The organism is Enterobacter sp. K510, assembly GCF_055804875.1.
In genome coordinates, this window is the sequence record NZ_JBNRLQ010000003.1 from 103,680 (window position 1) to 117,488 (window position 13,809).

13 protein-coding genes and 1 tRNA gene are annotated in these 13,809 nt (G+C 49.2%); 4 read left to right on the forward strand and 10 right to left on the reverse strand.

The genetic code is table 11. The features are described from left to right. Window positions 1-31 precede the first annotated feature (31 nt). The 3 genes from ACQUTD_RS05800 to ACQUTD_RS05810 all read left to right on the forward strand — a co-directional run bounded on the left by ACQUTD_RS05800 (window position 32) and on the right by ACQUTD_RS05810 (window position 2,432). The gene (locus tag ACQUTD_RS05800; protein ID WP_473274390.1) at window positions 32-964 is read left to right on the forward strand and encodes a formate/nitrite transporter family protein; all 933 of its coding nucleotides are present in this window, start codon (window positions 32-34) and stop codon (window positions 962-964) included. Window positions 965-1,039: 75 nt separating this feature from the next. Beyond that, window positions 1,040-1,114, forward strand: a tRNA-Arg gene (locus ACQUTD_RS05805). A gap of 160 nt (window positions 1,115-1,274) precedes the next feature. Beyond that, the gene (locus ACQUTD_RS05810) at window positions 1,275-2,432 is read left to right on the forward strand and encodes a tyrosine-type recombinase/integrase (protein ID WP_473274300.1); all 1,158 of its coding nucleotides are present in this window, start codon (window positions 1,275-1,277) and stop codon (window positions 2,430-2,432) included. Window positions 2,433-2,438: 6 nt separating this feature from the next. On the opposite strand, the gene ACQUTD_RS05815 is transcribed toward ACQUTD_RS05810, so the two are convergent. Beyond that, complete coding sequence (locus ACQUTD_RS05815; RefSeq protein WP_473274299.1) at window positions 2,439-2,768, reverse strand: S24/S26 family peptidase; 330 nt, start codon at window positions 2,766-2,768, stop codon at window positions 2,439-2,441. A 480-nt stretch (window positions 2,769-3,248) separates the two neighbouring features. Between ACQUTD_RS05815 and ACQUTD_RS05820 the strand changes: the two genes are divergently transcribed. Beyond that, a complete protein-coding gene (locus tag ACQUTD_RS05820) occupies window positions 3,249-4,271 on the forward strand; it encodes an acyltransferase family protein (RefSeq protein ID WP_473385616.1) in 1,023 nt (340 codons plus the stop codon). Window positions 4,272-4,301: 30 nt separating this feature from the next. Here ACQUTD_RS05820 and ACQUTD_RS05825 read toward each other — a convergent pair whose 3' ends face one another. From ACQUTD_RS05825 to ACQUTD_RS05865, 9 genes are all read right to left on the reverse strand, one after another. After that, window positions 4,302-6,218 carry a phage tailspike protein gene (locus ACQUTD_RS05825; RefSeq protein ID WP_473274296.1) on the reverse strand — a complete coding sequence of 639 codons (1,917 nt, stop codon included), beginning with the start codon at window positions 6,216-6,218 and terminating at the stop codon, window positions 4,302-4,304. A gap of 154 nt (window positions 6,219-6,372) precedes the next feature. Continuing rightward, the gene (locus ACQUTD_RS05830; protein WP_473274295.1) at window positions 6,373-8,367 is read right to left on the reverse strand and encodes a lytic transglycosylase domain-containing protein; all 1,995 of its coding nucleotides are present in this window, start codon (window positions 8,365-8,367) and stop codon (window positions 6,373-6,375) included. Next, on the reverse strand, window positions 8,367-9,833 hold the full coding sequence (locus tag ACQUTD_RS05835; RefSeq protein ID WP_473274294.1) for a phage DNA ejection protein: 1,467 nt from the start codon (window positions 9,831-9,833) through the stop codon (window positions 8,367-8,369). The genes ACQUTD_RS05830 and ACQUTD_RS05835 overlap by 1 nt, the downstream gene beginning before the upstream one ends. A gap of 9 nt (window positions 9,834-9,842) precedes the next feature. Beyond that, window positions 9,843-10,532, reverse strand: a complete 690-nt coding sequence (locus ACQUTD_RS05840) for a DNA transfer protein (RefSeq protein WP_473274293.1) — start codon at window positions 10,530-10,532, stop codon at window positions 9,843-9,845. Between the two features lie 2 nt (window positions 10,533-10,534). After that, the gene (locus ACQUTD_RS05845) at window positions 10,535-10,996 is read right to left on the reverse strand and encodes a DUF2824 family protein (protein WP_473274292.1); all 462 of its coding nucleotides are present in this window, start codon (window positions 10,994-10,996) and stop codon (window positions 10,535-10,537) included. Beyond that, window positions 10,996-11,694, reverse strand: coding sequence for a phage tail protein (locus ACQUTD_RS05850; protein ID WP_473274291.1), 699 nt, complete (start codon window positions 11,692-11,694; stop codon window positions 10,996-10,998). Before ACQUTD_RS05850 ends, ACQUTD_RS05845 begins: the two co-directional genes overlap by 1 nt. Further along, entirely contained in the window at window positions 11,694-13,112 is a 1,419-nt protein-coding gene (locus tag ACQUTD_RS05855; protein ID WP_473274290.1) for a packaged DNA stabilization protein, read from the reverse strand. The genes ACQUTD_RS05850 and ACQUTD_RS05855 overlap by 1 nt, the downstream gene beginning before the upstream one ends. Before the next feature lie 8 nt (window positions 13,113-13,120). Next, window positions 13,121-13,603, reverse strand: a complete 483-nt coding sequence (locus ACQUTD_RS05860; protein ID WP_473274289.1) for a packaged DNA stabilization gp4 family protein — start codon at window positions 13,601-13,603, stop codon at window positions 13,121-13,123. Beyond that, entirely contained in the window at window positions 13,578-13,802 is a 225-nt protein-coding gene (locus ACQUTD_RS05865; RefSeq protein ID WP_473274288.1) for a hypothetical protein, read from the reverse strand. Before ACQUTD_RS05865 ends, ACQUTD_RS05860 begins: the two co-directional genes overlap by 26 nt. Window positions 13,803-13,809 lie beyond the last annotated feature (7 nt).

Here is a 13,809-nt window from a genome sequence, read left to right on the forward strand (position 1 = left end):
TCCCCGGAAAGATGAAGCAAAAATGGATGAACTGAAAAACGAAAAATTAGATAAGCACACCGACGACATTGAAGTCGAGAGTGAGGAAAAAGATCGCGGCGAAGAAATCGAGGTGGATGAGGAGCATCTGCCTTCACGGGCAATGGCGATCCATGAACATATTCGTCAGGACGGAGAAAAAGAGCTGGAGCGTGATGCCATGGCGCTGCTCTGGTCAGCCATTGCGGCGGGCCTGTCGATGGGCGCATCGTTTCTGGCAAAAGGCATTTTCCACGTTCAGTTTGAAGGTATTCCCGGCGGCTTTGTACTGGAGAATCTCGGTTATACCTTTGGCTTTATTATTGTCATCATGGCTCGTCAGCAGCTGTTCACCGAGAACACCGTCACCGCCGTATTACCCTTTATGCATAACCCGACGTGGCGCAACGGCGGACTGCTGATGCGGCTGTGGGGCGTGGTATTGCTGGGTAACCTGATCGGCACCGCCATCGTCGCCTGGGCGTTTGGTTATATGCCGGTATTTGACGACGCGACGCGCAATGCCTTTGTCAAAATCGGCATGGACGTGATGAAAAATACCCCGCTCGAGATGTTTGCCAATGCCATTATCTCCGGCTGGCTGATCGCCACCATGGTTTGGATGTTCCCTTCTGCCGGCTCGGCGAAAATCGTGGTGATCATTCTTATGACCTGGCTGATTGCGCTGGGGGATACCACGCATATCGTGGTGGGCGCGGTAGAGATCTTTTACCTGGTATTTACCGGTTCGCTGCACTGGAGTGAATTCCTCTGGCCGTTTGCGCTCCCGACCCTCGCCGGGAATATCTGCGGCGGTACCTTTATTTTCGCCCTGTTAAGCCATGCGCAGATCCGTAACGACATGAGCAACAAACGTAAGGCTGAAGCCAAAGCGCAGGCCGACGAGGCGAAAAAGAAGGTGAAAGCAAAGCAGAATAACGCTTAAGTGGCGACACTTTGAGCATTCAGGCGGTCACGCGCTTAACGCAGTGCGGAAATGACGTTATACTCGTGCCGCCTTGTCCCTTTAGTTAAATGGATATAACGAGCCCCTCCTAAGGGCTAGTTGCAGGTTCGATTCCTGCAGGGGACACCATTCTATAGTTCGCCGCCTTCCGCCGTAGTTCGCCAAACTCCAGTCACAGCAAGCTCCCCATAAAACAACCGTTCGCCATAGCTCGCATTAGACCGTTGACAGCCGCATGTATTGGCGGGTAAAAAACGAGTAAATAATTTTACCCACCGGAATTTTACCCATGCTGACCATTAAGCAGATCGACGCGGCAAAGCCGAAAGATAAACCTTACCGTCTGCTGGATGGCAACGGCCTGTACCTCTATGTCCCGGTGTCAGGCAAAAAGGTCTGGCAGCTGCGATATAAAATCGATGACAAGGAAAAGGTGCTAACTGTCGGCAAATACCCGCTGATGTCATTGCAGGAAGCCAGAGATAAAGCGTGGATAGCTAGGAAGGATGTCTCAACAGGAATTGACCCGGTTAAGGCCAAAAAGCTTTCGGTCAAAGATAATACGTTCGGTGCTATATATCAGGAATGGTACGAGCACAAAAAACAGGTATGGTCTGTGGGGTATGCGGATGAGCTTGCGAGAATGTTTAAGGATGACATTCTGCCGCAGATTGGCGGGCTGGAAATCAATGAAATTGAGCCGATGCAGATACTGTCGGTGATCCGCACGTTCGAAGACCGCGGGGCTATGGAGAGAGCAAATAAAGCCAGGAGGCGGTGTGGTGAGGTTTTCCGGTACGCGATAGTGACCGGCAGGGCTAAATATAACCCGGCGCCAGACCTTGCTGACGCGATGAAGGGATACCGCAAAAAGAACTACCCTTTCCTTCCGTCCGACCAGATACCCGCATTCAACAAGGCGCTTGCAGGATTCTCCGGAAGCATCGTAACTAAGGTTGCAACGCAGGTTTTGCAGTACACAGCGCTCAGGACGAAAGAGCTTCGTTCTATGCAATGGGCGAACGTCGATTTTGAAACAAGGACTATCACAATTGACGCAGAGGTAATGAAAGGACGCCGCGTTCACATCGTACCGATGTCAGAGCAGGTGGTAGATCTGCTTCAATCTATCCGCCCGGTGACCGAGCCAGTATCAGACTTTGTTTTCCCGGGACGCAACGACAAGAAGAAACCGCTGAGCGACGCAGCTGTCCTGCTGGTTATCCGCCAGATAGGATACGAAGGGCTAGCCAGCGGCCACGGTTTCCGGCATCAGTTCAGTACAATCATGAACGAGCATGAGTGGCCGGCAGACGCCATTGAGAAGCAACTGGCACACGCAAACAGCGGATCAATCCGCGGTATCTACAACCACGCTCAATACCTCGACAAGCGCAGGGAAATGATGCAGTGGTGGGCTGACTATATCGATGGGAAGGTGGCATAACGCCACCTATATCACCGGGCAGTCATCATCCAGGCCGTTCCACGTATCGACGACGAAATGGGTGACGACGCCGATCACCTGTAATTCATCCAAACACTCTCCTTCAATCGCATCACCATCATGCGTGATGAACGCCTTCCCCATAAACTTCCCGAAATAGGTACGCCCGTCAAGACTGGCGAGCAGCACGTCGCCCTGCCGCGCTATCAATCCTCTGTCGACCACAGCCGCGCCGGTTGATGTCTCAATGACCAGGCTGTTAGCCGTTAAGTAGCAAATGATGTCAGCGCACATCGTTGTTTCAATGTAATCAGCAGCTGGAGACGGGAAGCCCATTATTGAACGTACCCCATGCTGCGAAGCATCCAGAGACGGTTTTCACTGGAATCAGGCGTTTTGTCAACGAACCCGGTTTGGTATCGCTCTATCCACTTGTTCGCATCTGCAAGGGTGTAATGCCAGTTGCGATTGCGCAGCTCCCGCACGAAGTCCGCCGTTCGAAGACACTGATACCCCTTTGGGTTTTTATGTATTGCCGCCACGAAAGCTGAGCCAATATCTGATCTGCGTGACATAGCCTACCCTCCATGATAATTACTGTATGCATATACAGTATCGCTAGTTATGGCTGTCGATCAAGTTGTCCATGCGCAATGCTAGGAAATAGTGAGTCTTGGCTGGTTACCCACCCTAATCTCTCGTTATGATGGGAATGGCCGATATTTTATCTGTGAAGTAAGTCCATCAGATGTTTCTGGTAGTTGTTATCAGATAAATGCTTGTGTAAGATCGCCGAATTATTATGGTGGAGGCCTTATGAGAGAGAATAATTTTAACGCGCTGCGGCTTGGGTTAGCCATTATTGTAATGTTATACCATATAGGCAAACTAACTGAGCAAGCATACTTTTCAATTTTCCCTGGAGAATTGGCTGTTAAGTGTTTCTTTGTCATTAGTGGATTCCTTATTTCTCAAAGTTATTTAAATAACAGCAATCTTAAGAGATACGCAAAGGCAAGATTCTTTCGAATCTACCCATTATATTTCCTGTGTGTTATGGCATGCTTTATGTTTGGTGCCATTGAATACAATCGAGACATAGTAACCTATCTTGCGTCTGGGGGAGGCAAATATTTAATTGCAAACTTATCCTTTGCAAATTTTGTTGCCCCATCTCTGCCTGGCTTGTTTGAGCACAATCCTTTAAATAGCGCCGTTAATGGATCTTTATGGACTATCAAAATAGAAGTAATGTTCTTTTTGAGCGTTCCTATTATATTCGGATTTATTTCTAAACATTTGGGTTTTAAAAGAACTGTTTTTGCAATTTCTGCGGCCTCTCTTGCTTCTTCCATATTGATGTGCATCCTTATCACGGCATACAGACTCCCTACATCGATAGGAAATCAACTGCCATCATTCATGATCTACTTTATGCTTGGAGCAGCCTTTCCTCTAATAAAAAAAGAGGCAATGAAAACATATCTGTTGCCTGTTTTTATCATTGCGCTAATAATTGAAACGACTCCTATTGTTGATACAATCATTACACCATTTGCATGTGCAGGTTTCGTTTATACTATTGCATTCAACACACAAAAAATTAAAATACCGGATTCAATAGGCGACATATCATATGGCGTATATATATTCCATTACCCTGTAATACAAGCATTATATTCTTATGGGGTTTATGAAAATCGTATAGTCGGCGTTATTACAACTATAGTGATTGTTTTTTTGGCTTCATACTTCAGCTGGCACCTGCTTGAGAAAAAGGTAACTTCCAAAGGCTTTTTGGCTAAAACTATTTTCAATAGTAGAACAGCAAAAATATGAAAGACTATGCCGGGCACCGAGCCCGGCTTTTTATAGCCCAAGAACTGTCAGGTTGATTGAGCCTCCAGCTATTGTTCCTCTGTTCATCCTTAAGAAACCATTGTTATTATCGAACGTGACATCTCCTGTAATGGATGATGGTATGGTAGATACCAATATAGTCTCCACATCATTGCCTGATCCACCAGATCTTTTGATGGCAATGAGATACATTTTTGTGAATGCAACCCCGGTGCCGATAGAACCTCTTACTATAGCAATTCCACCACCTAAACCTGCTTGTATGGCGATATCTGTAGTTGTGCTAGTGACTCCAGTAGAAGCTATAGTATAAACGCCCCTAATTTGGTTACCTGCAGTGGCAGTAATATTGTTTGATACCTTTATCTGTGGGGTGTTAATCCCTTGAGAGTCAAGTACGTCTAGTTGGGCTAATTGCGTTTTACGGGTAGTGAAAGATATTCCTGTTGTTGTGGAATAATTTCCATAAGAAACAACGGCATAACTGTTATCAGAAAACAGAACACCTGTCCCTCGAGAAAATATGTTATTTGTTATCTGAGCGTTTTTATTAACTGTATCACCCCAGTCAATTACCGACGTTGTGTATGGAATATTAGAATCTATATAACATCCATCAATAACCAGCATCAGCGCATCTATCCCACCTCGAATACCAAGTTGAACCATTGATTTGGTATTGTTTACCTCAAACCAGCAGCTTTTGAATTCTGGATAGTACTGCCCTGTGATTCTTATTAAACCTTCAGTATTTGCATTCTGCTCAAAAATACATTTTTCGAATATCTGCTTTATCCCATTGTCAATTTGAACAACATAAGAAGAACCTGACGCACCTTTGAATTCACACGCCACGAATGTATTAATATTCGTTTCTGCTTGACCGATGCTGCCCAAGCTTCTAATGGCCTGGAAGTTTCCTTTGCTTGGTCCAATCGTACCAAATAGGCATTTTACGACATAGCACCCAATCATGTCCCCATGAATTCCATATTTGAGATTTTGATTAAATCTACAATTCTTAATGTGCATGTGAGACAGGTATATCAGATCGCCACCACTACCTATTCCTCTTCCTTGCCCCGCTGTCTCACTAGTGAATTCTGCATGTTCGACAGTAAAAAGCTGGCCTGTGAATTGATTTGGCACCACGAAAAATGGGAAATCACCACTTACTGATAACTTAGCTCCCTCATCGCATCTTACCTCCAAATGATCGCGTGCGATAAAAATGGGAGAATTGGCTATGAATTTACCAGCAGGAACATAAACAGAATCAAATGTTAAGAAAGCTCTATTGAATCCATCTGCTATATCATTTGCTGGCCCGAACCATAACACATTGGCCATCCCATCATGAGATCTCTTCCAGCGCCGCCCTGCTGCATCAACAAGCACAGTTCCACCGTTATCTACACTGGTTTTATCGGTTATATCGAGGAAAAATAACCCCTCTCCTCCATCCATTTTTGAAGCTCTACCAATGCATTTAATTTGATCTCCTGCTACATTAGATGCTCTGATTTGGTCATATGTACCACCTCCGACGAGAGACTCACCATCGAGCTCTGCCAGACGCTGCTCTAAACGGTCAGGGTCATATTTAAGGACATTAGCGATGTAATCTACCTGCGAGCCATACGCATCGTAGATAGCCATGCTGTGGCCTTGCACAGTTACAATCTTTACTAGTTGCCCGTTATATACAATCTTCCCTGCTGCATTAATGATTAGCGGCTGCGGGACAGGGACGCGACTGCCATCCTCATTTTCGATATAAACAGTTATCTGGTTTGAGGGGATGGTTGGATCAGTATCAATTTTACCGATAAAGATTCTGCCGTTTGCGATTGCGCGAAATGTACGCGAATCGGTAAAAATCGGGCGAGGATTCGTTACCACAACATTTGCTGAAATATCTGACATTTACTGTGCTCCGGGCGCAGCAAAGCCGCACAACGTAAAGTTGCGCAGCGTTGCGTTAAGGTCGGTTATAATTGGTTAAAAGGCTGGAGGATTTATGAACAGAGACTTATTGAATTTTGCTTTTCTTATCTTTGGTGTCGTAGTGGGCAGACTTTTATTCGCTTAACGCTTCAGACTTAGCGCCCTGCGCGAATGAATTTACTACCCGCTCTACCTGAGATAGTGCTTTCTCAAATGCGGTTGAACCGCGCTGTGTGTTTGCCAGTCGCAGGAGTGCGTTGCGAACAGGCTCGCTTTCATACATCCGCGCAAGCAGCCCATATCCACCTCCCACGCCTACGAGCGCAGGGTTTGTTACCGAGCCAATTCCAAGAATGAATGGGATAGTTTGCTGCCCTGTAGGGGTAGTAACACCGGCCTGACCTGCTCGCTTGGTTGACTCAAGGTAATTTTTAAGCCCCTTCAGGTAAGCCGCGTCGCGGCCTTTAAAAGCAATACCGGTCTGGTTCGACATCAGGTTAACCTGCCGCAAGAACTGATCTGGCGATCCACCTGATTTCTCCATTGCCTTACCGATAATGCCGTTCCGCATCTGAGCTCGGCCAATCTGGCCGACAGAGCGATACAGGTTTTGCACCTCTGATTTTTTGCCACTGAAAAGCATGTTGTTGACCACTTCCGGGGTCAAATCCCCCTTCATGATCACGTTTTTCAACCTGGTGTTCTTCAGCTTATTGGCCTCGTCTGCGTAAATAGCATTCGCCTGTTTGTACCGACGCAGGCTATCACTGCCAAGATTCTGACCAATGGCACTGTCAATATCGCCAGTCATAGCGCTGTAGACTCGATTGACCGCAGCCTCTGATTTGTTAATTAGCGCTTGTCGTTCACCTTTCACATCCTGTCTGAATTGGCTGCGCAGCGCACTTAACTGCTGCAGATCCATCGCCATTGGCCCGTTAGGTCCGGCATTGCGGGACAACTCATCTCTGTAAACTTTAAGTTTTGAGATGGTTTCTTTATCAGCAGCTCCTCCTAGCTTTTGCAAATCAGCAATCTCATTATCAATTTGCTGAATGGCCCTTTTTGGCTGGATGTTAACTCCTGCCATTGCGTTTTGCGTCTGCTCTAAGCGATTTCCTGCCGCCCTGCGTATTCCAGATGATTTCTGCTTAAGACTGCCAATTACGATCGACGGGTCATACTCTCCAAAGCGAGAAGCAAACTCGTCAACTAACTGGCTTCGTGCATCCTGCTGAGTTGCGCGCATGCCGCTAGTGCCTACAAATGGGATATTCTCCGCAGTGGTTTGAGCCATACGACCGACGCGCGAGTTAGGTTGCAGCACGTCTGAGGTATGCAGCGGAACATCTGCTGAATTGGCAAACTGGATAGCCTCTCGCGCCTCAGGTGACATGGAGCCACGCACGCCGCGGTAAGCTGCACCTACCGCACGCCCGGCCTGATTAATTGCACCGCCCAGAGCCACACCAGTTGCCAGGTCTGTAGCGAGCGCCTCAGGATTATTTTTCTCACTATTGGCAGCCATAGAGCCGACGGCATTTTCAGCGAGTAAGCGCGATGCTCCCTGCACTACACGACCGGCAATTGATGGGGCCTGTGCGACCGCCCTTTCAGCACCAACAGGCGTCAGGTATGGTAAGGCCTCCGCAAATACGCGGCCCTCCGTGGTTTGCGGGGTGAGAGTCCCCGGCTGCACGCCAAAATTTTGCTCAAGCCCCTGCGTCGTTACCCGAGGTGCAGGCTGATATGTCCCATCACCAAGGCCAAGCTTTTTACCAGCCCATGCTCCGGCGCTTGTTACTGCATCGGCTACTGATGCGGGGATATTCGCGAGGTTGACGCCAGCCTGAAGCAACCCACGCCCGGTTTCAGCGGCGGCATTGCCAAGGTCTGACATGAATCCTCCCTGCTGATTATCAGGCTGCTGTGGCTGCTCTTGCTGCTGCGGTTGTGCCTCAGGCAGTGGATACGCATCAAAGAAAGCCTGCCTTGCCTGTTCAGCCTGATCGCCAGCTTGCGGAGCAACCACCTCATTGAAGTATTGCTCCTGAGCGCGTGCTTTCTGCTCCGGCGGTAAAGCCTGATACTGTTGCGAGGCAATAACGTCTTTCCATGCCTTAGCCATTAATCACCCCACAAAGACGAGAATCCTGCTGATTGTTGTGTCTGCCGTGCAGGTTGCGCCACTGACTGAGCTGCCTGCTGGCTACCACGACCACCTACATTTACGTTGTACTGCTGATTGTACTGGTCGGTATACTGCCGGATATTGCGCACTGACTCCTGAACAGCTTCGGGACTGGAATAGTCGATCTGCGGCATGCCCTGAAAGTACATCTTCGCCTCGGCTACGGTATTGATGCCGGAAGCCCCCATGTCACGCGCAGCAGCGATCCCCTGATTCTGCATCTTCCCCTGGATTCGCTGCGCAGCATTGTAGACCTGACGCTCATCCTTGCCGCTGATACGACTACGCACGTCCGCGCCGAACGCCGGAGACCCATTTCCGCCGGTAACTCCGGTCATAAATCCAAGCGTCTCGGGGCTGGCATTTTCAATGGCTGTAAGGTCTTTAGCCATTGCATAGTTACCAGCCGATGCTGCGGATGTAGCAGGTGCTGCGATAGCGCTGGCAGGCACACGAACGACATTGCCATTGTCATCGCGCCCTTCATAGAACGCATTCTGACCGGCACCATGAAGCTTGCCGCCAACCGTTACTGTTCTGCCGTCCGACAACTGGACCTGCCTGTTGCTGGCTGCTGCTGTGTTAATACCCGCAGCCTGAGCAAAGATGGCAGCGGCTTCCGGGTCCGTTTTAAGTAGTCGCGAATACTCGCCATAGTTTTGCATGGCGGATGTCGGGCCGTTAGCTGACATACGGGCATTTTGCGCAGAGATATTCTGCCCCCGCACAGTAATATCCTGACCTCTGGCGGTAAGTGCCTCTCCAGCCTGATTGCTGCGGATAGTTTCGGATAATTTATCCCTGTTGAGGCCCTGACTAACAATCTTGTCCTGCACGTTGAAGTAATCAACCGGTCCGAGCGCGGCCATTCCGAGGTGATCAACGAATTCGCCAAACTGCTGCGGGTTTTGCTGGTAAGTCTGAGCTACGCTTGCCGGATCAAGACCGACGCGCTGTAATTCAGCGGCATTGTTTTGCAGCCAACCGCTCATTGCTTCAGGAGATGAGGAGGCTAGCCTGGCACCGGCGGCGAGAGTGCCCACTGCGTTGCGCTGGTCTTCGTCAATAAATCCCATACCCTTACGCACAGCATCAATCTGGTCAGGGAATTGAGTGGCTAGCTGCCGGAGAGCACCGCGATCTCCTGACGCATAAGCATTTGCATAAGCCTGCTGAAACTGTTGCTTACGTGCCTCTTGTTCGTTTTGCTTATAAAGCGATGTGATGTCGGATATGCCTTGCAGTGCCTGTAGGCCGGTATTGTTTGCGCCAGATCGCTGAAGCTCATTATTCTGGCTAATCAGCCTCAATGCTGTGAGTGAGTCATTTACCGCGGGGGCATTTGTGTTTACTCCACCAATGCCTGCAAGAAATCCGCCATTTGCGTCTTGCCATGTAGCCATGATTACCCCTTAGAACAGAGAGCCAAGAAGCCCAATGCCGCCGCCGATAGCCGTGCCGATACCAGGACCACCAAACGCAGAACCAATTTGAGCGCCAGCCATCGCGCCAGATAGACCGCCGCCGAGAGCTGACTGGAAACCTGATGGCCTGTTGGCGTTTGCTGCAGCGAGGTTTGCCTGCTGCTGATACAGTGATCCCATATTGTTTGCATAGGTCTGCCCGGCATTCGCCTGCCCCTGCAAAGCACCAAGACCAATGTTCGCAAGGTTCTGCGCATTCTGCATTTGACCAGACAGCCAATTTTGACCCAGCGTAGGAGCGATAGCAGACAATTGATTGCCGGTAGCTGTAGAGCCAAGGCCGCCGGTCGCTTCAGCTGCATTCAATGACTGGTATCGAGCCTGGTCAGCCATTTGTTTATACTGGTTTGAGCCATAGTAACTGTTAAGAGCTTGCCCCTGCCCTTGCACGGTAGAGAGATTCTGAAGCTGGGAAATATACTGCTGCGCCAGTGGAGTAAATGGCGCAAGGTTATTCATGATGGTATTCCACTGCTGTTGTTGCAGCGCAGTTTGTTTATCGATCGACTTAGCCTGAGCCTTGGCAGCACCACCATCCCCACCACCCTTGCCGCCTTTTTCAGGGAAAAAAGGTTCCTCACCGCGCAGTTTCCTGCCCAGCGCAAAAATATTGCTCATGGTTAACTCCTGGAATGTTTCTGGAGGAAGGACTCTATTTCTTCGCGGGTTGCTGAGTAGAAAGTAACGTCATCGACGCCTTTGAAGTATTTGCGGATGGTTCCAACACGTTTTAGGCCAATTGAAGCGCAGTACATCTGACCATGCCGGAATTTCTGAGCTGCATAGGACATCACGCAGGCGAAACCCGTATTCGCAAGTAGGTATCGCCAGAACTCCATGGCGATATTGAAGCTAAAACCTCTGGCCTCAGGTAAATACATCGCATGGGTATCAAACGTTAGCGGCTGGATTTCGTTGTAATAAACAATTCCACCAAACTGACCATGCACATTGACCTCGAAATAGCGGCACTCTGGTCGATATTCGTAGCCATCGCCATTGTTGCTCCCAGCAATGATGTCTGGATGATTACCTACCGCTTCAATAAGGTCTATATTGCGTGTTGGTTTAAAGGTGATCATCAATTTATTAACCCGTGATTTCTGAGGGCTGTTTCAAGAGCCAGAATTCGCTGCCTCGCCAGAACCAGGCCTGTAATAACAGCGTTTATTTCTGCCTGGCTGTAGGTGGTGCCGGCAGTGTATGCCTGGTTAGCATTGAAGGCGCCAAGCAAAGGCGTCCCACTCCCGGCGGTCCACCCGGTGATTCGGGCGCCGATGACTTTTGTCCCGTTAACTGAGTAGGATGTCGAGACGTTCAATGGTGATGCCAGGCTTTGTTGCGCCGTTGCCGTCTTTGAAACGTAATCGCCCTGCAAGGTGATGATTGCGGCTTCGGTAGAGTCAACCCTGCTGTCTAAGCTAACAATGCTGGTCTGGATATCAATAACTTCATCCAGCAAATAATCAACGTCACTTCGTAGGGTTACGATCTTCCCTTCGGCAGTAGTTACTCTGACCTCAATCAGGTTTATTGCACTGGTATTGGCAGTTATTCGACCTTCATGATTTGCAAGAGTTACATCCTGCTCATCATTCTTTTCCTGAGCTTCATAAGCCCCTTGCCCGGCCTCATTTGCCTTGCCAGCCACATTGGTAAAGTCAGTTGATTGAGACAATAAATATTGAGCAAATGCCGGGCTAAATGTTGCAGGAATTGAAGTGGCATTTAGTCCAATAGCACGAACAATAACTGGTTCGTTTAACGAGTTATCCGCCATTACTCAATCCTTATCTGGGCGCCAGAAAGAGTCACAGGAGCCATGGTAACTACTCGTATTTTGAAACCAATGCTTTTACGAATGCGGCCAATTCTGCGCAATATCTGTCGCTTGTCATACTGGAATGGTGAATTCCAGGTAACCATTTGCTCTTGCCCGTAATTTATTCCGTCAGTAGTTGCCGAATAGAATAACTTTTCAGCGTACTGAGCAACGCCACCTGATGACTCGAGTTCAAAGTCAAAACCCCTGCCGTTGTCTGCCCTGAATAGCGGGGTGAACAGAAGATGTTCTTGTTGCTCATCGTACTGACTGGAGACATCAAATTTTAGCGCTCCTTTGACCCCTTCAAGCTTATCCCCGCAGGTTATCGAGTTGCCTTCGTACATGAAGTCAATGCCGCGGTATACGCCATCTTTCAGGCCTGATTTCAGAATGCACCACTGCGGACCGTTCTGGCTTGCTGACCCGTCATATACCAAAACATGGCCTGGTAAATGGATGATCAGTAGTTCATGTGAGTCGAATCTCAGAGACTCCATTACTGCTGTAGACAGCTCATCAGCCGTGTATGAGCGGATGATTTTCTCAATGCTCGCAGTGGCTATAGGAGTGGCACGCCCGGAATCGACCATGTAGACAGAAGGAGCACCGGTTGCGGGGTTGCTGACAATGGCATACGCATCCATATAGACGCACTTACAGAATGTCCCTGCGATACCTTTCGGCACCATATAAGCCGGGTTTGCCACATAAAGCGCTGCTCCTGCCGTGCTGGCGCCGGTCAGTGAGAAGAACTCGGTAGTTGTGGACCCGAAGCAAACAACAAAGTCGCGCCATGTACCGATACCAATAATTCCATCGGGCTGCGATTCAGCACGGTATTCTGCTGAGTTACGGTCAGGATGGCTCTCATCTTGCAGATCAGATATAAACCATGAGTCAGTACCATCTTTAGCCCATGCGTAACGCCCTCTAAGGCGTGTCACATCCCTGGCTGCACCGAGCTCATACTGCGTATGACCAGTAGAAGCACCCCAGTTAGATATGGTTTTGACAGTGCCATCATATCGATACTCGATTATCTTCCCGTTCACACAAACCGCCTGGGACGTCCTTCCATGAGCCATGGACACTCGGCCCATGCCTTCAACACTTCCCACCTCATCATTGCCACGATAGAGCTTCCCGCCCATCACTCGATAGACGACATTTTTGGCGGTGTTAAAATCGGCTCCGCGCGATGTTCCATTAACGTCTGAGAGCTTTGCAATGCCGGGGAATGAGCGCAGATAACCGCTGGAATTGAGCACCTCTTTGGGTGTCGCCAGCATATTTACTGGCAGATAGTCGATGTAGTCGGCGTTGCGGTAGTCCTTACCGACACCCTTCATGAGGGGTAATTGCTGTATCGGCATTCGCTCACCTATGGATTTGGCACGTCGCCGTCAATTGGTGGAAGATCGCCACGGTAATAACGATCAGCCGTGAACACGTCATACTTATTGCCCTGCCCCACCGGCATATCACCGCGGCGCCGCATTGAAGGCACGACGAGAGTATCGGTCAGTAGCGCATCGTATGACCGCTGTGCGTTGCTGAGCATCTGGCTGGATGGTTCAAGGCTGTAGTCGGACATCATGCGGAGAAGAAGCTGGTAGCCGACCGCATGTTTGTATTTGCGTGGGATACCTGCGTCATCATCAGGCAATGGCGCTTCGTCATCAGCTGAGAACTGATAGCCAATGTCACCCGGGTTAATAAGCCACTCTTCGGCCATATCCTCGAGGTCGTAGACGCCATCCTCCATTGATGGCGGTTCAACATCGGTCAGTGTTGCATTGGACGCCACTGCGAATTTACGCAAGGCGAACAATACGATCTCACCCTTTGTCAGTGTCATCGCCATTATCTGCCGCCTTTTTACTGGCTTTCGAACCACTGGCCTTTTCATCAGCGCCCGGCACTTTATCTTCGATAGGCTTCAGTTCATCAATCGAAGTGACAAAACCCAACGCCTCGTAGACTGGCAGGTCATCGGCAACAATCACAGCCTGGACATAACCCGCTTCATTTTTTGCTGAGTAGAAAACGCTTAAACGATCCATTCTGACC